This window comes from Nakamurella antarctica (assembly GCF_003860405.1).
In the GTDB taxonomy this organism is placed as follows: domain Bacteria; phylum Actinomycetota; class Actinomycetes; order Mycobacteriales; family Nakamurellaceae; genus Nakamurella; species Nakamurella antarctica.
In genome coordinates this window covers 2,333,004-2,351,135 of the sequence record NZ_CP034170.1, presented here as the reverse complement: position 1 = coordinate 2,351,135, position 18,132 = coordinate 2,333,004, and the positions used below count along the sequence as shown (strand labels likewise).

Genomic DNA, 18,132 nt, shown 5'->3' with positions numbered 1-18,132 from the left:
ACTTTAAACGTCATGGAACCACTTAAAAAGGAAAGTAAGCTGCACCGATGACCAGCGCACTCGAATACCAGTACCCGGAATACGACCTGGCAGGCTTTGGCTATGAAGCCAAGATCAGCCCCATAGGGGCTACGGTACGTGAGTTGACCTACCAGGGCAGGGATCTCATCGTGAGCTTCGATCCCGCACAGATCCGGCCGCTCTATCGCGGTGCTTTGGTGGCGCCGTGGCCGAACCGCATCGCAGATGGCAAATACAGCCTGGCTGGCACCGATTATCAGCTAGCGATCAACGAGGTGGATCGACACCATGCCCTGCACGGGTTGATCTGTTGGGAACAGCTCGAGGTCGTCGATGTCGGAGCAGCAAAACTCACGCTGCGGCACCACTTGGTACCGCAGGAGGGATACCCATTTCCGCTGCGGATCGATGTCTCCTTCGAGCTGACCGCGCAGGGTCTGGTCACTTCCGTTGATGCCACCAACACTGGGACAGCCGCAGCGCCGTATGGCGTTTGCCCGCACCCTTATCTGGTCGCTGGTTCGGAATCACTCGACGAATGGACGTTGTCCATGCCGGCCGATTCCAGGGTTGAAGTCGACGACGTGTTGATTCCCATCGGCCATGCCGACGTTGCCGATGTTGACTCGGACTACCGACAGGGAGCCCAGATCGGCTCGCGCAAAATTGACCATGCCTTCACCGGATTGAGCGCCAGCGACGATGGCCGCTTCCGGGTGAGAGTCACCAGCGGCGGCTCTGGCGTCGAGATGTCCTGGGGTGCTTGGGGTTCCTGGGTTCAGATCCACACGGCCGACCGCCCGGAAGCGCACAATAACCGGGTCGGTCTGGCTGTGGAGCCAATGAGCTGCGCACCTAACGCCTTCAACGAACAGGGCTTTGCTCTGTTGGAGCCGGGACTCACGCATCACGCGGAATGGACCATTGCGGCGATCTAAGCCTGATTCGCTCCTGTAATCCTGGCTGGGCAGTTACTCGCCCAGCCAGGATTATTTGCCCTCCAGCCCCGCCACCACCACGGTTAGTCCAGCAAGATGGCCCAACCGGGCAACCTCGGAACTGCGCAGAGCCGGGCCGCCCGGTCTGCCCACCAGAATGGCGAGGTCGGGTGAGCCCAACGGTGCGACCGCCATCTCCGTGCCCAATGTTTTCCAGTCAGCCGGCACCCAGTGCGCTTCGCCGTCCAAACCGGTCGCCTTCGTCACGGGAGCCCAGCCGGGAACGATGCCGTTGAGGGAGGGCACTCCGCCTCCGCCGACCACCAGTTCAGCCCTGCCATCCACTACTCGCACGACAATCGCCCAACCAGCTCGCAGCACCCGCGGCAACATATCGGCAAGGGTCTGGAGCGCGTTCTTCGGATCTAGCGCGAGCGCCTCGACCAACTCCCATTCGCGGTGGGTTTCCGCGATGCCGGGATCTGGCCGCACCGACTCCACACGGACACCCTCGACAGATTCCGCTGCCGTAATTAACGAATCAGGTTGCCTGTTCGGTGGCAGGTCGACCACGAGGTCGTCCACTGCGTGTCCGACCGACCGCTCAACAATGTCCATCGCCAAAATATCGGCGCCCGCTTTGCCCAATGCGGTCGCTACCGCTCCGAGGGAGCCGGGTCTGTCGGGCAGGACAATCCTGAGAACATACGACATTCCGGCCGCCTTCATGTACGAGGTCATTTTTCGAATCCAGAGAGGATTCTGTCTGACCCTCGTTTCCAACAGATCACCGCGATCCTACGATCGCGTGCGTTTCGCGGGCAGCCGGGAACTACCGTAGCCGATCTGGCAGGTTCGGCAGGTGCGTCAATAACAATCACCTGCTATTGATACCCGCGAGATCTTCCTCTGAAACCACTGGCTCCCGCGCTCGGGTGAGACAAGGGGGCGGCGACGCCTAAGATTGAGGCCGATACCCGTGATCGGCTCTCGCTGAAGTGTTTTCAGCACTCGAATCGTTAACAATCCCACAGTTTGACTGTGACTATGCAGGGAGTGTTGTGTCACAAACCCCACCCGGCCTGCCGGATATTGCTTCGAACAGCGCCCATCCAGTCCTGACCCGGGCGGACGTTGCGCATCTTGCGCATTTGACCAGGCTGGCCCTGACGGACGACGAGCTTGATACCTATGTTGGCCAACTCTCGGTCATCTTGGATTCTGTTGCCACGGTGTCAGCGGTGGTCGCCGGGGCAAATATCGTGCCGACCACGCACGCGGTGCCGGTGACGAACGTGTACCGCGAGGACGTCATTGTGCCGGGTCTTGAACATAACGCTGCCATGGCTGCGGCGCCCGCAGTAGAGGACGGGCGCTTCCGCGTGCCGCAGATTTTGGGAGAAGAGTAACCGTGAGCGACCTGACCCGTATGACGGCTGCCAGTCTTGCCGCAGCCATCAGCCAAGGCGAAACCACGGCTGTCGAAGTGACGCAGGCACATCTCGATCGAATCGCAGCCGTCGATGAGGATGTGCACGCTTTCCTTCACGTATCCGGCGCCCGAGCCTTGGCTCAAGCCGCCAGCATCGACCAAACGCGCCGAGAAGGGGCTCCCGCAGCCTCTGCGCTGGCGGGGGTGCCGCTGGCATTGAAAGATATCCTGGTGCAGGAGGGTGTGCCCACCACCGCCGGATCCAAAATGCTTCAGGGCTGGCTGCCCCCCTATGACGCGACCGTCACCAGGAAGTTGCTCGACGCTCACGTCGTGATTCTCGGCAAGACCAACCTAGACGAGTTCGCGATGGGTTCCTCGACCGAGAACTCCGCGTACGGCCCGACACGCAATCCGTGGGATCTGACGAAGATTCCGGGCGGCTCCGGTGGTGGCTCCGCAGCGGCGCTCGCCGCCTTCGAAGCGCCCCTGGCTATCGGCACCGACACCGGTGGTTCCATCCGCCAACCAGCGTCCGTCACCGGAACAGTGGGTGCGAAACCTACCTACGGCGGCGTGTCCCGATACGGCGTCATCGCGCTGGCGTCATCGTTGGATCAGGTCGGGCCCTGTGCTCGCAACGTGCTGGACACCGCTTTGCTACACGAGGTAATCGGGGGTCACGACCCACGCGATTCCACATCCATCAACCGGCCGGTGCCGCAGGTGGTTAACGCTGTGAAAAAGGGCCAGTCCCAAGACCTTTCGGGGATGAAGATCGGTGTCGTCAAGCAACTGCGCGGTGCGGGATACCAAAAGGGCGTCATCGAGTCCTTCGACGCGGCTGTTGAAACGATGACGAAACTCGGCGCCGAAATCGTCGAGGTTGACTGCCCGCACTTCCAGTACGCACTCGCCGCGTACTACCTGATTCTGCCCAGCGAGTGCTCCTCAAACCTGGCCCGTTTTGACGCGATGCGGTACGGACTTCGTGTCGGCGACTCGCCAGCGGCCAGCGCCGAAGAAGTCATGTCGTTAACCCGCGGCCAAGGTTTTGGCCCGGAAGTGAAGCGGCGCATCATCCTTGGTGCCTACGCGCTGTCGGCTGGCTACTACGACGCCTACTACGGCAGCGCGCAGAAAGTCCGGACATTGATTCGCCAGGACTTCGAAACCGCCTACACGCAGGCCGATGTGCTCATCTCGCCGGCCTCGCCCGTAACGGCTTTCGCGATCGGTGAAAAAGTCAATGATCCGATGGCCATGTACCTGAACGATCTAGCCACCATCCCAGGGTCCCTCGCAGGTATTCCAGCCATGAGTGTGCCCAGTGGACTGGCCTCGGATACCCAGCTGCCCGTTGGCCTACAAATTATGGCGCCCGCTTTGGGCGAAGAAGTGATGTACCAGGTGGCCGCGACATTCGAGGCCGACTACGTATCCCGTCATGGCGGCGTCGTTGCCGATTCCGCACCGGAACTGGAGACCAAGTGATCGTCCCCGTTGGATTGATGCCTTACGACCAGGCGATCGAGACCTTCGATCCCGTCATGGGTTTAGAGGTGCATGTTGAGCTGGGCACCGCTACCAAAATGTTTTGTGCATGCCCGACAGTGTTCGGCGGCGAGCCCAACACGCACGTCTGCCCGGTGTGCCTGGCGCTGCCCGGAGCGATGCCAGCTGTCAACCGCCTTGCGGTGGAATACGCGATCAAGATCGGCCTTGCCCTGAACTGCGAGATCGCGACCTGGTGCCGGTTCGCCCGGAAGAACTACTTCTATCCCGATATGCCGAAAAACTTCCAAACCTCGCAGTACGACGAGCCCATCGCCTTTAACGGCTACCTGGATGTCGATGTGGAAGGCGAGATCGTCCGTATCGAGATCGAGCGTGCCCATATGGAGGAGGACACCGGAAAGTCGCTGCACGTCGGCGGGGCAACCGGACGGATCAACGGCGCGGACTACTCGTTGCTCGACTACAACCGGGCAGGTGTGCCGCTTGTCGAGATCGTCACCAAGCCAATAATTGGGACTAAAGCTTCTGCCCCCGTGGTCGCCCGCGCCTACGTGGCGGCGCTGCGAGACCTGTTGCTCTCACTCGGTGTTTCGGACGTTCGGATGGACCAGGGGTCGCTGCGCTGCGATGCCAACCTGTCGCTGACCCCGGCGGGCAACCCGGTGTTCGGGACCCGGACCGAGACGAAGAACGTCAACTCATTGCGTTCGGTCGAGCGAGCCGTTCGTTACGAGATCACCCGGCAGGCAGCAATTCTCGCTGCGGGCGGCAGCATCCGCCAGGAGACTCGGCACTTCGAGGAAGCGAGCGGAACCACCCGGGCTGGTCGCTCCAAGGAGACGGCCGAGGATTACCGCTACTTCCCTGAACCGGATCTGGTTCCCATTGCACCCGACCCCGCTTGGGTCGAGGAAATCCGACTAGCGCTGCCCGAATTGCCGTGGATTCTGCGCGACCGAATGCAGGCAGACTGGGGTTTGACCGACCTGGAAATGCGCGACCTGGTGGCCGCTGACGCAGTGACACTGGTGGCCGAGACAGTTGCAGCTGGCGCATCGCCCGCCGAAGCCCGCTCGTGGTGGTCTGCCTATTTGGGGCAGAAAGCCAACACCTCCGGGGTGACGTTGCAAGAGTTGCCGATTACGCCGAAACAGGTGGCGCAGGTTTCGGCGCTGGTTGCTAGCGGCGAGCTGAACGCGAAGTTGGCCCGCCAGGTTATTGACGGCGTGCTCGCTGGCGAGGGTGACCCGGCCGAGGTCGTGAAGGCGCGCGGTCTCGCGGTTGTTTCCGACGACTCGGCTCTGCAGTCCGCGGTCAATGACGCGTTGGCTGCGCAACCGGATGTCGCAGAACGGATTCGCGCTGGCAAGGTGCAGGCCGTGGGTGCGGTGGTCGGCGCCGTCATGAAGGCGACCAAGGGTCAGGCCGACGCGGGCCGCGTTCGGGAACTGGTCTTCGCAACGCTGGGAGTCGAGCCGAGCTAAGCCGGAACCCCGGCGCGGCTACCACTCAGTCGGGCCCTTCTCCGCCGCCGCTCCCGCCGGGGAAGGTCACGACCATGTCGTCGCGCGGCTGTGGTTCACCAGATCCGTCCTTGTTCGACGTGGTGGCGAACAGCACTCCGGCGGGCGCGCTGGCGATCGACAACAGTCGACCGTAAGCACGTTCGGCAAGCTTCTCGGGTTGTCCGGTAAAGGCACCGGCCGGGCCTAGGGTCAGGGAAATGACCCATTGTGCATCGAGCGATGTCGCGGACACTGTGCCGTTACCCGCGGCGCAGTCCACTGCACCCCCTCGACAAGTGGGTATGACCAGAGGCGCACCGCGGTCGTCAGATCGGTGTTTTGCGTGATGGGGATCAAGACGTTGTTGGCGCCGTCGATATCCATCACAGCGACCGGCCCGGTCTCGAGTAGGCATAGCCCTGTCGGGTTCGTCAGCCCCGAGGCGTAAATGGCGGGGTTGCCAGCTACCGGTCCAGTGGGTTCTGCTGCTGTGGGTTGTGTTGCAGTGCTTTCTGTTGCTGTCGGTTCTGTTGCAGTCGGTTCTGTTGCTGTGGGTTCTGTTGCTGTGGGTTCGCCAGAAGTGGGTGCTGGGGCAGGAGCCGCAGAGCCATCGGTCACCGGTTTCCCGAATTCGTCCAGGCGAAGGATCTTGCCGGCCAAGCTGTGGGGGTCGTGCGGCAGACCCACGTCGCCGGTAGCGATGTAGAGGTAGCCATCTGAGCCGAAGGTAATTCGTCCGCCATTGTGGTTGGCGCCCTTGGGGATTCCGGTAAAGATAGTCTTGGGTTCGTCTCCGCGCGCAATTCGTATGATCCGATTGTCTTCTGCGGTGGTGACGTAGGCGTAGATCAGACCGTCCTCGTCGTAATGCGGGGACAGCGTGATACCCAGCAAGCCGCCGTCGCCGCTTGAATCCAGATCCGGTATTGCTGCGATTTCCACGGGTTCGGTCTGCGGCGCCACTTGCAGGATCCGCCCTGTGGTTCGCTCACCCACCAACGCAGACACCCCGCCTGGAAGCACTGCGAGGCCCCAGGGGGCGCTCAGACAGGCAGCCAGGATGCTGGGATCCATCGGGCGGCAGGGGTCGGCTTCCGCTGAGGAGGAAGTGTCAGAGTTTGACGTTTCGGGGCTGGCGGACGAGGTGTCGGAGGTCTGAGGTGCGCTCGGCTCCCCCCGCGGCGAGCCGCCTTGATTCACATCCGCTGGAATGAGAGTCGGCTGCGGTGAATAAGTGCTGGGCGCGCTGGAAAAGTCTGCGCATGCCGCGGTCATCACGAGAGTGGCAATCACACTTGCCGCGAGGGCGACTATCTGTTTTGACCTTATGCGGCGACTCTTCACGGTTCCACGCTACTTGGCTGGCCGAGCCTGCCTGGCAGTGAGCGTGATCGCGATAGCCTGGCGAGGTGAAAGTGACTACGTACGTTGCCAATTCCGAAGCAGCTGGACTATTGGCCGGAATTGAGGGCGTACGGATCCTTACGTCCGAAGATGGATTACTGCCCAACGGCTGCGATGACGCTGAGATTTACGTTCCGGAGTTCCTCGCGGGCAGCAACCAAGTAGAGGTGTTGCAGCGCCTCCCAAATCTCAAACTGGTGCAGCTACTGACCGCCGGCGCCGAAGTATGGACACCGCATCTGCCCGAGGGCGTCGTGCTGTGCACTGCCCGGGGCGCGCATGGGGGTGCCACTGCAGAATGGGCAGTGGGAGCGTTGATAGCAGTGCTTCAGGAATTTGCCCAATTCGCCCGCAACCAGATGACGGGCCGCTGGGATCAGCACGTCACGGACCGCGTTGAAGGCAAGAGGGTCCTCGTAGTAGGTGCTGGGGACCTAGGAGAGCAGGTCCGTCGAAGGCTCCTCCCGTTCGGCGCCGATGTCACCATGGTCGCTCGCACCGCGCGAGCCGGCATCGAATCGATCCACAACATCGCGTCGCTGTTGCCGCACCACCAGGCCGTCATTGTCGTCGTGCCGGTGACGCCGGAGACAGTGGGGTTAGTGGACGCTGACTTTCTTGCTGCAATGCCGGATGGCGCGGTCCTGGTCAACGCTGCGCGCGGTTCGGTGGTCAAGACCGACGCGCTGCTGCTCGAGCTGACGGCAGGGCGGCTTTTCGCAGCGCTGGATGTCACCGACCCAGAGCCGCTTCCCGTCGGGCACCCGCTCTGGGGCGCCCCCGGCGTCTTTATAACCCCACATATTGGCGGGTCTGCGCCCGGCGCGTTACGGCGAGCCGCCAAGGTCGCCGAAGCTCAGATCAGGAGGTACCTGGCAGGTGAGCAGCTGCTCAATGTCGTGAGCGACAAAGGTTACTGACTCACGGGGGCAACAACGACGTTTCGACGCCCGATCTGGTGCAGCAGGAATTCCGCGTCGCTGCGTTCCACCTGTTTCACGGTGGCGCGCGCGCCGCTCGACAGCGCTATCTGCACCGATGCCAAGCCTGCGCGGCGCTGTAAAGGGTTAGTGGCCACGGTGGTGAGCTGCACTCGGTCTCGGCGTGCCACCAGGGTGTGGATCGCAAAAATCTTGCGGGAACGGAAGACCACCGCGTCGGTATCGATCGACCAGCCTGCGGAGCGGGAGCGGGCCACCCCCACGGTAAGGGCGATAACCGGGGGAGGACACCAATGCCGACGAGCCACCCTGGCGCGGTCCAGCCGGCATCAGCCCACAGGGTGGGAACTATAAAGATTGCGCCTGACAAAGCGAGGCCGGTGAGCAGCGGCAACGTCAGATAACGGCGACGCCCACGGCGGGGGATCGTGTGCAGAGGGACGGGATTCCAACGAAGTTCGGGGAGTGCTTGCTGCAGCAAAGCGCGGGCCTTGCTACGGCGAATCAACGGAAACAAGGTGCGCTGGCTTGAATCTCGAGCAGACAGGCCCGCGACTTCGACCTCGATGGCAGTGAATCCCAGCGCACGCCTGGCCAGTCCGTCGACCAGCCGCACCGCTTGCACTCGGTCCACGGGGATGATGCTCCGGCGCTGAGCGAGCAATCCTCTGCTGAGTTGGAGATGATCATCCGCGCGAGCCAGTGTGAATCTCGCGATCCGTAGCGCTGTGAGGAGAACGCCCACCGCCACCGCCAGCAGGCACAGCACCACCAAGATCAGGGCTGTGCCGCGGCCACGGTCAAAAACTTCGTGCTCCAAATAGTCGGTAGTGCCATCCGGCAGCAGATCTCGTGCCCGGTTATAGACGGTGACGAGTCCGACCAAGATCAGGGGCAGTGAGGTTCCGGTTACCGCGGTCACGAGCAACGTGCCGATGCCCAATGTCGCGAGGGTGGCTGGTGGAACAATCTCGCCCCCACGCCGCTCGGCCGAGGAGCTCCCTCCCTGCAGTGCTCTGCGGACCCGTTCGACTTCCGAAGTTGTTAGGCAGGTCAGGCTGACGGTGGCGTGCTCGCCATCGCCGGGGGTCTGGACCTTGAGCTCCCACACGTTGAAAAGTCTTTGAATCAAGCCTCTTTCGCTGGCCAAAGCGGTGATTCGACTGGCTGGCACGGTCCGTATCTTGCGAGAGAATATTCCTGACTCAAGACGAAGCACGCGGTCTTGGACTGAGTACGTGGTGCGCCACCACGATGCAATAGCCCCCGCGGCAACAAGGCCGGCCAGGGGGAGCAGTGCCCAGAGCGGGAACCGGATGACGCTCAAGATCAGAAGTGGAATCACGGCGCGCAGCCCTCTCGCGCCGCTGATGATAAGAAATGCGGGATGAAAACGGGTTCCGGTCGACGATCTAGACATCGTCGGACAGTCTTGCCAGCTCTGCGATTTGACCACGGATCAGGGTGGCTTCGTTTTCATCGAGAGCGGCAATGTCTACCTTGCCAGCTGCTGTGTGGATGGCAACTGTGGACAGTCGAAACCGTTGAGCGAGGGGCCCTTGCGAAACGGTGAGGTGCTGCACTCTGTTCATCGGCAAGACGGTGCGCCGAATGATGATCGCGCCATGCTGCACATCGATCTCTGCCGGGCTGAGCGCATACCAGAAAAGGCGATAGCTGATCTGTGGCACCACCAGCGTCATCACAGCCAGGAGCAGCCATGCTGCCGCTGGTAGTGCGTAGCGGAGAATCGGGGGCAAGCCTGGGAAAATAACTGCGCTGATGCTGACCGCGACAGCCACAGGGAGCCACACCAGAAGCGATTTCACCTGTCGGTATCGCAGTGCGCGAGCCGGAAGTCGGTGGCGTACATGATCCCCCGGCAGTGCTGAGGTTCCGTTCGTCGTTGGCGGTAGAGCACCGTCGCCAAAGCCCGGAGCCGGATCGGTTCTCTGCGTCCTCACAAGGCCAGCGTATCCACGGACGTTCTCTCTGGGTCTTCTCATCTTTCCTTGTTAGATTTGGAACTGCGCGACATCTCGCGCGGCTCTGCATCTATCAGGGCAATCGGCGGGAGCAGGTTCGGGAGGCACCATCCTTGTTGGACCTCTCGCTTATTTCCGGCCCGATGAGGGTGATCTTGCTGTTGCTCGGGGTCTTGGGTCTGCTGTATTTAGCGTGTGGACGGACACGGCAATGGTGGACGCGATCGTTGCCGCTGGCAATGCTGGCTGGCGCCGGGTGTTCGGCCGCGTTGGTGTTCTTCGTCAACATCGTGTGGGTTCCGTTCCCTGACGGACTGTCCTGGTTGGCTGCGTGGTGGCTCGCTTTTACATTCGCCTCGGTGGCTGCGGCAGTGATCCGGATCCGGGCTGGCGCACCGGGAATCGCCAAAAAAGTCGTGCTGGTGGCCGCCGTGGTGGCGGTGGGGGTGAGCGGGGCAGCCCAGGTGAACCAACACTTCGGGTCTATCCCCGACGTCAGGGCGCTCATCGGCGCTGACCCCCCGGGCCATCAGCCCATCGAAGCGCTCACCGGAAGCCGCGCTATTGTCGCTGCCAGCCCGGATGCCACTCTGGCGCAGGTGTGGCGGCCCCCTGCGGGGATGCCAGCTGGCGGGGCTACCGCCACTGCCGAGATACCTGGATCCATATCGGGTTTCGCCGCACGTGGCGCCTGGATTTACGTGCCGCCCTCGTATCTGAGTAACCCGCGCGCGGAACTTCCCGTTCTCGTGCTGACCTCGGGCCAACCGGGCTCGGCCCGGGACTGGTTCAACGGCGGCAACTTGCTGGCTGAGATGAATGCTTTCGCAACCGCGCACAACGGTTTGGCCCCCGTGGTGGTAGCGGTGGACTCGCTGGGGGGCACCCTGAGCAATCCGCTCTGCTTGGATTCGAAGCGGGGCAACAGCTTTACCTATCTGTCTGTAGATGTACCGGCGTGGATTCGGGCCAATCTACAGGTGTCACCCGACCCGAAACAGTGGACGATTGGCGGGTTTTCGGCCGGTGGAACGTGTGCGCTGCAGTTGGCTGTCAACGCTCCCGAGGTCTATCCCAACTTCATCGACGTTGCAGGAGAGACGGGCCCCCACCTGCAGACCATTCAGAAGACGATCGATACGCTTTTTGGCGGAGACACAGCCGCGTTTCAGGCTGTTAACCCTCTGGATGTGCTGTCCCGCCACAAGTTTCCCCATTCGGCTGGCGTCATCGTGGGGGGGCAGCAGGACACTGTGTATCTCCCGGATGCGTTAAAAGTAAAAGCTGCCACCGAAGCTGCCGGAATGGACATCACCTACCTGGAGTTGCCGGGAGACCACACCTGGCGGGTGTGGGGCCCCGGGCTGGTTGACTCGCTACCGTGGTTGGCTGACCGGATGGGGCTCAAGGAATGAGCAAGATCCGGTTCATGCGCTCGCGCGCCGTGCTGACTGTGCGCACTGTGAAGGCGCCCACCGTTGTGGTGCTGGTATTGCCTGGTGGACCTGAAATAAGTACCGCAAAGGTGCGCGCCCTCTCACCCCGGTGCTAAGACTGGCCCTGCTGGTGGCGTCCATCCGCCGGCGTCTTCCCGCGGACGTGATCTGGGCCGAATTGCGATATTCGGTCGCGGGCTGGAATGAGGACGGGGTCAGCGTGGTCGGCGACTTTCGGTGGGCGATGGGAACTTTGCGACGGCAGTTCCCACATCTTCCAGTACTCCTTGTGGGGCATTCCATGGGTGGTCGCGTGGCAACATGCGGCTCGGACGAGGAGGGTCTCTGCGGGGTACTGGGCCTAGCCCCTTGGCTACCGGCGGAAGATTCGGTACAGCCGCTAGCCGGTTCGGAATTCCGCATTGTGCACGGCGAGAATGATCGTGAAGTTCCGGTGGCCAGTACCGAATTCTTCCTTTCTGCCGCGCGCGCGGCGGGCGTGGTCGTGATCCGAACACTCGTTCCTGGTGGTGAGCACTCCATGCTTCGACGAATCCGGACGTGGAATGCAGTTGTGGTCAGGGAGATTCAGTTCAGCCTCGCAAGGCTCTAGCTGGCTCTCAGGTGTCATCGGGTCGCAGCCGGGCACCTGCGCGGTAAGAGAGTCCGGGAACGAGGCTCACGCACCGTCTACCAATTCACAGGAGATTGACATCCTGCTGATGACCTGCCACGGTTATATCACCCGTTTGGTGGTATTAGAAGGAGTGGCATGAACACACTCAGTAAAGCTGCTGTAGCTGCGGTGGTTGCGTGCGCGGCGTCGCTCGCTGCCCCCGGTATCTCCTTCGCTGATGATCCTGTTCTGACAATGACCGTCAGCTCTGAGTCAGTGATGATGGGGGACAGCGTGACGATCAGTGGAACAGGCTGCGTTTCGACTTCGGGTCCGACAGAGATTTCGCTCAATCTCGCAACGGGTGGCGTGTCCATTGCGCCCGATGCAGACGGTAACTGGTCATATTCGGTGCTCGTAGGCCCCGGTGGAGTAGCCGGTCAATCGCCGGGCGCGAACAGCGTGAGCGGCACTTGCGGCACCTATCTCGGCCTGTACGACCTGCCCACGGTGTCGTTTACTGCGGTCGACGCGGGCTTCGGCAAAGTTCTCATCACTCCCTCCACTGTCACTGTCTCTCAATTTGCCGAGGGGAGTGCCGGTCTCACTGGCACCGCGACCGGCTTTCGGACAGGGGACGCCGCCAGCAAAGTGTGGGTGACACATGTAAATGAGCCCACCCAAGACCCGGCGACGGGCGTCCGGTCCTCGAGTGCGTTCGGCTGGGGGTTGGCTAACATCGCGCTAGATACAGCGGGTAATGCCTCTTTCCTCATTCCTTGGCTGGGATCAGGAACTCCCGCTCTCGGCGTTTATACCGTGCGAGTGACGAGCTCTGATGAGAGCAAAACAGGCACGTTCACTGTCGTCGAAGACGGTGAAGCGATCATCGTTGCAGGCGAGAACGCTACTTTTCCGCGCATCACCCCGGCGGTTTCCGCACCGCGATCTGCTGTTGCAGCACCTGGCCCAAGACCCACTCCGCTTTCCAGCGGACCACAGCTTGCTGCGACAGGCACCGATCTCAACGTGACCGCCGCCCTAGGTCTGAGTGTGATTCTCGTGGCATCCGGCGTTGGCGCCCTCATGTTCTCCCGCCGCCGCGCGGTGCGGGTCCACCTCTGATTCACAGTTCACCGGCAGCCAGTCGCGCCTCGATGCCTGAATTGTGGCTGTGCCTTGCGGGAATCCCGACCTTGCGGCTACCCAGACTTTTCGGCTACTCAGACTTGTCGGCCGGGTTTCCCTCATCGGCGCGCAACTGCTCGTCAACGGCTACAACGTCTTCGCTGCCGGAAACTTCTTCCGGATCGGCCGCTGGTTCCAGGTTCAACCGCCCACCGCTGACGGCCGCTAGGTGCGCCAGATCCCGTGGCCGGACCATGGGGAGGCGGATCCGCTTGCCGCCCAGTGTCACAGCGATCGCCCATCGGGGTCCGCGGAATTCAAAGCCGTCCAAGTCGGCCCACAAAATTACGCGTCTGCCCAACAAGGTGTAGACGCGCAGCTCCTGGCCATCCGCCACCGTGCGCGTCACCACCGTGTAGATCAGCGCCGCTACCGGTACCGCAAATAGAACGACCAGGTAAGGCCTGAAGGTGGCGAGCGGGGTGACCAGAATAAAGAGCATGAGCGGGAAGACGACGGCGCTTCTGGGCAGGCGAAATACAGCGCGATCTGAGGGGAGCATGCCTCCATATTCCCACTAGCCCGGCCTCGAAGATCCACTCTTCGTGGCAGGGGTGGTTATTTTGACACCGACCGCATCGAAGCTTATGGTGGAAGGCGTGCACAACCTGCTCCTCGTAATCATTTAGCGTGTCCTCGCGGAACCACCGCGACGACGCGCACCCCCTTAGTCACCCCAACCGGTGGCAGGGGGTTTTTTATTGCCCCAGATCTCCGACCGGCAGGCAGACCCCCGCCAACGGTGAGTTCCAGTAGTCCGCAGTACCCAACCGCAGTAAGAAGGTCATCATGACGCAGAGCCGACCAGTGCCGGTCGCCCCCGCAGCGTCTGCCGTCCAGACAGCGTCTGCTCCCATCTCTCCCGCGCCCCGGGACCGCCCCGTAGCGCCAGCTCCGGCTGCCCCCACTGTTGAACACCTCACCGGTGCAGCGTCCGTCGTTCGCTCCCTCGAGGAGGCGGGTGTCGAGATCGTCTTCGGCATCCCGGGCGGCGCCGTCCTCCCCGTCTACGACCCGCTTCTCGATTCCACCAAGGTCCGGCACATCCTTGTTCGGCACGAACAGGGAGCGGGCCACGCTGCCACCGGTTATGCCCAGGCCAGCGGCAAGGTCGGCGTGTGCATGGCGACCTCCGGACCAGGCGCGACGAACCTGGTCACACCCATCGCCGATGCGCACATGGATTCGGTGCCGCTCGTTGCTATTACCGGCCAAGTGGCCAAGGCCGCCATCGGTACAGACGCTTTCCAGGAGGCGGACATTGTCGGTATCACGATGCCGATCACCAAGCACAGCTTCCTTGTCACCGATGCCGCGGAAATTCCGCGGATCATCGCCCAGGCCTTCCACATCGCATCGACCGGCCGTCCGGGGCCGGTGCTGGTAGATATTCCCAAGGACATCCTGCAGACCACCACTACATTCACGTGGCCACAGGATGTATCGCTACCGGGATACCGTCCGTCCGTGCGCCCGCATGCCGGTCAAATTACGGCGGCCGCGAAGCTGATCAACGCTGCATCTCGCCCCGTGCTCTACGTCGGCGGCGGCGTGCTCAAGGCTCACGCCACCGAAGAGTTGATGGTGCTCGCTGAGCTCACCGGCATCCCGCTGGTGACGACATTGATGGCGCGGGGAGCGTTCCCAGACTCGCATCACCAGCACCTGGGAATGCCTGGCATGCACGGTTCCGTTGCAGCTGTTGCCGCCTTACAAAAGGCTGACCTTTTGATCACGCTCGGTGCCCGGTTTGACGATCGGGTGACAGGCAATCTGGCCACCTTCGCCCCGGTGCAGCCGTTATCCACGCTGACATTGATCCAGCGGAGATCTCCAAGAATCGCGTTGCGGATGTTCCCATTGTCGGTGACGCCAAGGAGGTGATTGCGCTGCTCATCAAGGCGCTCGAAGTGGAGCGGGCGGAGTCGGCGCCGGCGGATCTGACCGCTTGGTGGGCCGACATGAACCACACCCGCGAAACGTTCCCCCTCGGATATGACGAGCCAGACGACGGCACCCTTGCACCCCAGTACGTCATCGAAAGGCTCGGCGCGATCGCCGGTCCGGACGCTATCTACTGTGCGGGTGTTGGCCAACACCAGATGTGGGCGGCCCACTTCGTCAAGTACGAAAAGCCTTACACCTGGCTCAATTCCGGAGGGCTGGGAACCATGGGTTACGCGGTGCCTGCCGCCATGGGCGCAAAAGTTGCCAAGCCGGACACCACGGTGTGGGCGATTGACGGGGACGGTTGTTTCCAGATGACGAATCAAGAACTCGCCACCTGCGCCATCGAAGGCATCCCGATTAAGGTCGCGGTGATCAATAACGGCAACTTGGGCATGGTCCGGCAATGGCAGACCTTGTTCTACGGGGAGCGCTACTCCAACACCGAACTCGGCACCCACAAGCACCGCATTCCGGATTTCAAGCTGCTCGCCGAAGCCATGGGCTGCGTCGGATTGCGATGTGAATCCAAGGAAGACGTCGATCGCATCATCAACGAGGCGATGGCGATCAACGACCGGCCGGTTGTTGTCGACTTCACCGTCGGCGCGGACGCACAGGTGTGGCCGATGGTCGCCGCCGGCGCGGGAAATAGCCAGATCCAGGCCGCTCGCGGCATCCGTCCACTGTTTGACGGGGTGTAGCCGTGAACTGTTATCCATTTTCCGCAAGACCAGGCGCCGCACTCGCGTCCCCGTGTTCGATAGATCGGCGGAACAAGTAAATGAGCCGTCATACGTTATCCGTTCTTGTGGAGAACAAGCCGGGCGTCCTTGCGCGGGTGGCAGCATTGTTTTCCCGTCGCGATTTCAATATTCACTCTTTGGCCGTCGGCCCCACCGAGAATTCAGACGTTTCTCGAATGACGATCGTTGTCGAGGTTGAAGCCCTGCCGTTGGAGCAAGTTACCAAGCAACTGAACAAGTTGATCAACGTGCTCAAGATCGTCGAACTCGCGCAAGATGCTTCGGTGCAGCGCGAGTTGATCCTGATCAAGTTGCGCGCCGACGTCGCGGTGCGAGCGCAAGTAGCCACCGTGGTGGAGATGTTTCGTGCCCATATTGTGGACGTCACTGCCGATTCCTTGACCATCGAAGCGACCGGAACCACCCCTAAGCTCGAAGCGTTGACCAAAATGCTGGAGCCTTTCGGCGTGCGCGAAACCGTGCAATCCGGGATGGTTGCTCTCGGACGGGGGCCGCGGTCGATCACCTCGGCCAGTAGCCGTTCGGACTGAAATAGGTTGACCTGCAACGCTGTTCAGCAAACCTGAACCTGAGCGAGTCGATTTCCCTGTACGCACATCACGAAGTTCAACCGAGTTTTACCGTGAAAGGACTTACCCGCACATGGCCGAGATTTTCTATGACGACGACGCAGACCTGAGCCTTATCCAGGCAAAGAAGGTAGCCGTTATTGGCTACGGCTCTCAGGGCCACGCCCATGCACTGAGCCTGCGCGACTCCGGAGTCGACGTCCGCGTCGGGCTGGCCGAGGGCTCAACGTCGAAGGCGAAGGCCGAGGATGAGGGTCTCCGCGTAGTTTCGGTGGCCCAGGCCGCCGAAGAAGCTGATGTCATCATGATCCTGACCCCGGATCACGTGCAGCGCCACGTCTACTCCGAATCCATCGAGAAGTACCTCACCGCTGGCAAGGCGCTCGCGTTCGGTCACGGCTTCAACATTCGTTTCGGTTACATCAAGCCGCCTGCCGATGTTGACGTGTTCTTGGTCGCTCCCAAGGGTCCCGGCCATATCGTTCGCCGCGAATTCGTTGACGGTAAGGGTGTCCCAGACCTGATCGCAGTGGAGCAGGACTTTACCGGCGGCGCCCAGGCTCTCGCCCTGTCCTACGCGAAGGCCATCGGCGGATCCCGCGCGGGCGTCATTAAGACCACGTTCACCGAGGAGACCGAGACCGATTTGTTCGGCGAGCAGGCTGTTCTCTGTGGCGGCGTTTCCCGTCTGGTTCAGGCCGGATTCGAAACTCTGACCGAAGCTGGCTACCAGCCGGAAATCGCTTACTTCGAGGTGCTGCACGAGCTCAAGCTCATCGTGGACCTGATGTTCGAAGGCGGCATTGCCAAGCAGCGTTGGTCGGTTTCCGACACAGCTGAATATGGCGACTACGTCTCGGGCCCGCGCGTCATCGACGATGCGGCCAAGGCGCACATGAAGGACATCCTGAACGACATCCAGGACGGAACCTTCGCGGCTAAGTTCATCGCCGACCAGGATGCAGGCGCGCCGGAGTTCAAGCGTCTGCGAAGTGAGCAGGAAGCACACCCGATCGAAGCCACCGGCCGCGAACTTCGCGGTTTGTTCAGCTGGATCAAGGCAGATGACGATTACACGGGCACCGCAGCCCGCAACTAGCTTGTGTGACGCACCGAGTGGTGCTTAATCCCCGCAAGTATTCTGACTTTCGGGGCTTATGGCACCGCTCGGCGAAGTGGAAGGTGGCTCGCCCCCGATGTGACGGGGTCGGGCCACTTTTGCGTGTGCGGGTCTACCGAGCGGCGTGATCACACGGTCGCTTGCGCTCGGCGGACTTCAGCCTGAACCATCCGGTCGAGCGATCGTTAAACAGAAATACCAACGCCATAATCGGGAGTGGCGCAAAAAATACAGTCTGGGCGTTTCCTAGGTTCGAGGTCAGCATGGCCGCCAGCGTGATAGCCAACTGCGCAATCAGGCCTCCCGCCAAGAGGAAATAGTCGATGCCCCGTAGGGCAAGCACGCTGCCGCAGACGATCATGATCACCGCGGCAACGGATACAGCCGCCAATGCCGCCGACGCTAGCGACGGCCACAATTCGTTGGCGAAAATCCGAAAAATTACCAGCAACAAAGCTTGAAACACGAACGCGATTCCGGCTGAAACAAAGGACAGCACGGCAGCGCGGGTCACCTGAGTGGGCCTCTGCTCGCATGCCGAGGACGGGGGAGAGGGCGGGGCGTAGGTCGTAGCCGGGTACTGCGGGAGCCGTGAGCCGTAGGCCTCGGGCGCGCCATGGGAGTGGGAGTGGGAGTGGGCCTGAGAGGAACCAGACGGCGGTCGGCTATCCCTGACAGCTTCACCATCCACCGGCGGTTGCGACATAGGTCTCCTGTTCCTGATCTGGGCTTCCGAACCACGATG

18 protein-coding genes and 1 pseudogene are annotated in these 18,132 nt (G+C 61.8%); 11 read left to right on the top strand and 8 right to left on the bottom strand.

Annotation, left to right across the window (positions count from 1 at the left end; translation table 11 throughout):
* The first annotated feature begins 47 nt into the window (after positions 1–47).
* Positions 48–959, top strand: coding sequence for an aldose 1-epimerase family protein (locus tag EH165_RS10445; RefSeq protein WP_124799397.1), 912 nt, complete (start codon positions 48–50; stop codon positions 957–959).
* A gap of 51 nt (positions 960–1,010) precedes the next feature.
* On the opposite strand, the gene EH165_RS10440 is transcribed toward EH165_RS10445, so the two are convergent.
* Entirely contained in the window at positions 1,011–1,673 is a 663-nt protein-coding gene (locus EH165_RS10440) for an ACT domain-containing protein (protein ID WP_124800459.1), read from the bottom strand.
* A 404-nt stretch (positions 1,674–2,077) separates the two neighbouring features.
* Between EH165_RS10440 and gatC the strand changes: the two genes are divergently transcribed.
* The 3 genes from gatC to gatB are packed head-to-tail and all read left to right on the top strand — an operon-like array spanning position 2,078 to position 5,393.
* Positions 2,078–2,368 (top strand): Asp-tRNA(Asn)/Glu-tRNA(Gln) amidotransferase subunit GatC, encoded by a 291-nt coding sequence (gatC, locus tag EH165_RS10435; RefSeq protein ID WP_422392152.1) that lies wholly within the window; start codon positions 2,078–2,080, stop codon positions 2,366–2,368.
* A gap of 2 nt (positions 2,369–2,370) precedes the next feature.
* Entirely contained in the window at positions 2,371–3,885 is a 1,515-nt protein-coding gene (gatA, locus tag EH165_RS10430; RefSeq protein WP_124799396.1) for an Asp-tRNA(Asn)/Glu-tRNA(Gln) amidotransferase subunit GatA, read from the top strand.
* Between the two features lie 17 nt (positions 3,886–3,902).
* The gene (gene gatB, locus EH165_RS10425) at positions 3,903–5,393 is read left to right on the top strand and encodes an Asp-tRNA(Asn)/Glu-tRNA(Gln) amidotransferase subunit GatB (RefSeq protein WP_124800457.1); all 1,491 of its coding nucleotides are present in this window, start codon (positions 3,903–3,905) and stop codon (positions 5,391–5,393) included.
* A gap of 25 nt (positions 5,394–5,418) precedes the next feature.
* On the opposite strand, the gene EH165_RS15460 is transcribed toward gatB, so the two are convergent.
* A complete protein-coding gene (locus tag EH165_RS15460; RefSeq protein WP_164479195.1) occupies positions 5,419–5,556 on the bottom strand; it encodes a hypothetical protein in 138 nt (45 codons plus the stop codon).
* A gap of 68 nt (positions 5,557–5,624) precedes the next feature.
* Positions 5,625–6,758, bottom strand: a complete 1,134-nt coding sequence (locus tag EH165_RS10420; protein ID WP_124799395.1) for a PQQ-dependent sugar dehydrogenase — start codon at positions 6,756–6,758, stop codon at positions 5,625–5,627.
* Positions 6,759–6,823: 65 nt separating this feature from the next.
* Here EH165_RS10420 and EH165_RS10415 point away from each other — a divergent pair, with 65 nt between their 5' ends.
* A complete protein-coding gene (locus EH165_RS10415; protein ID WP_206425911.1) occupies positions 6,824–7,738 on the top strand; it encodes a 2-hydroxyacid dehydrogenase in 915 nt (304 codons plus the stop codon).
* Here EH165_RS10415 and EH165_RS16870 read toward each other — a convergent pair.
* Genes EH165_RS16870 through EH165_RS10400 form a run of 3 tightly spaced genes read right to left on the bottom strand, consistent with a single transcriptional unit; the run spans position 7,732 to position 9,723 of the window.
* A complete protein-coding gene (locus EH165_RS16870) occupies positions 7,732–7,950 on the bottom strand; it encodes a PH domain-containing protein (protein WP_422392151.1) in 219 nt (72 codons plus the stop codon). The two genes, EH165_RS10415 and EH165_RS16870, sit on opposite strands and share 7 nt — an antisense overlap.
* Positions 7,845–9,179, bottom strand: a complete 1,335-nt coding sequence (locus tag EH165_RS10405) for a PH domain-containing protein (RefSeq protein WP_124799394.1) — start codon at positions 9,177–9,179, stop codon at positions 7,845–7,847. The genes EH165_RS16870 and EH165_RS10405 overlap by 106 nt, the downstream gene beginning before the upstream one ends.
* The gene (locus tag EH165_RS10400; protein ID WP_164479193.1) at positions 9,172–9,723 is read right to left on the bottom strand and encodes a PH domain-containing protein; all 552 of its coding nucleotides are present in this window, start codon (positions 9,721–9,723) and stop codon (positions 9,172–9,174) included. Before EH165_RS10400 ends, EH165_RS10405 begins: the two co-directional genes overlap by 8 nt.
* A gap of 134 nt (positions 9,724–9,857) precedes the next feature.
* Here EH165_RS10400 and EH165_RS10395 point away from each other — a divergent pair, with 134 nt between their 5' ends.
* The 3 genes from EH165_RS10395 to EH165_RS10385 all read left to right on the top strand — a co-directional run bounded on the left by EH165_RS10395 (position 9,858) and on the right by EH165_RS10385 (position 12,921).
* Positions 9,858–11,159, top strand: a complete 1,302-nt coding sequence (locus EH165_RS10395; RefSeq protein WP_124799392.1) for an alpha/beta hydrolase — start codon at positions 9,858–9,860, stop codon at positions 11,157–11,159.
* A 130-nt stretch (positions 11,160–11,289) separates the two neighbouring features.
* Positions 11,290–11,793, top strand: a complete 504-nt coding sequence (locus EH165_RS10390) for an alpha/beta hydrolase (RefSeq protein ID WP_124799391.1) — start codon at positions 11,290–11,292, stop codon at positions 11,791–11,793.
* 159 nt (positions 11,794–11,952) lie between these two features.
* Positions 11,953–12,921, top strand: coding sequence for a hypothetical protein (locus EH165_RS10385; RefSeq protein WP_124799390.1), 969 nt, complete (start codon positions 11,953–11,955; stop codon positions 12,919–12,921).
* A 94-nt stretch (positions 12,922–13,015) separates the two neighbouring features.
* On the opposite strand, the gene EH165_RS10380 is transcribed toward EH165_RS10385, so the two are convergent.
* Entirely contained in the window at positions 13,016–13,486 is a 471-nt protein-coding gene (locus EH165_RS10380; protein WP_124799389.1) for a PH domain-containing protein, read from the bottom strand.
* 287 nt (positions 13,487–13,773) lie between these two features.
* On the opposite strand from EH165_RS10380, the pseudogene EH165_RS16865 reads away from it, so the two are divergent.
* The 3 genes and pseudogenes from EH165_RS16865 (at position 13,774) to ilvC (ending at position 17,366) form a co-directional block, all read left to right on the top strand.
* Positions 13,774–15,635 (top strand): annotated as a pseudogene (locus tag EH165_RS16865) (acetolactate synthase large subunit).
* 80 nt (positions 15,636–15,715) lie between these two features.
* On the top strand, positions 15,716–16,228 hold the full coding sequence (ilvN, locus tag EH165_RS10370) for an acetolactate synthase small subunit (RefSeq protein ID WP_124799388.1): 513 nt from the start codon (positions 15,716–15,718) through the stop codon (positions 16,226–16,228).
* Between the two features lie 112 nt (positions 16,229–16,340).
* Positions 16,341–17,366, top strand: a complete 1,026-nt coding sequence (gene ilvC / locus EH165_RS10365; RefSeq protein ID WP_124799387.1) for a ketol-acid reductoisomerase — start codon at positions 16,341–16,343, stop codon at positions 17,364–17,366.
* Positions 17,367–17,499: 133 nt separating this feature from the next.
* Here the strand turns inward: ilvC and EH165_RS10360 are convergent, their stop codons facing one another.
* Positions 17,500–18,093, bottom strand: coding sequence for a hypothetical protein (locus EH165_RS10360; RefSeq protein WP_124799386.1), 594 nt, complete (start codon positions 18,091–18,093; stop codon positions 17,500–17,502).
* Positions 18,094–18,132: the final 39 nt, after the last annotated feature.

Bases quoted from the DNA above. Each gene is read 5' to 3' on its own strand.
- EH165_RS10445 (WP_124799397.1), top strand. From the start codon at position 48: ATGACCAGCGCACTCGAATACCAGTACCCGGAATACGACCTGGCAGGC.
- EH165_RS10440 (WP_124800459.1), bottom strand. From the start codon at position 1,673: ATGTCGTATGTTCTCAGGATTGTCCTGCCCGACAGACCCGGCTCCCTC.
- gatB (WP_124800457.1), top strand. From the start codon at position 3,903: ATGCCTTACGACCAGGCGATCGAGACCTTCGATCCCGTCATGGGTTTA.
- EH165_RS10405 (WP_124799394.1), bottom strand. From the start codon at position 9,179: ATGTCTAGATCGTCGACCGGAACCCGTTTTCATCCCGCATTTCTTATC.
- EH165_RS10385 (WP_124799390.1), top strand. From the start codon at position 11,953: ATGAACACACTCAGTAAAGCTGCTGTAGCTGCGGTGGTTGCGTGCGCG.
- EH165_RS10380 (WP_124799389.1), bottom strand. From the start codon at position 13,486: ATGCTCCCCTCAGATCGCGCTGTATTTCGCCTGCCCAGAAGCGCCGTC.
- ilvN (WP_124799388.1), top strand. From the start codon at position 15,716: ATGAGCCGTCATACGTTATCCGTTCTTGTGGAGAACAAGCCGGGCGTC.
- ilvC (WP_124799387.1), top strand. From the start codon at position 16,341: ATGGCCGAGATTTTCTATGACGACGACGCAGACCTGAGCCTTATCCAG.
- EH165_RS10360 (WP_124799386.1), bottom strand. From the start codon at position 18,093: ATGTCGCAACCGCCGGTGGATGGTGAAGCTGTCAGGGATAGCCGACCG.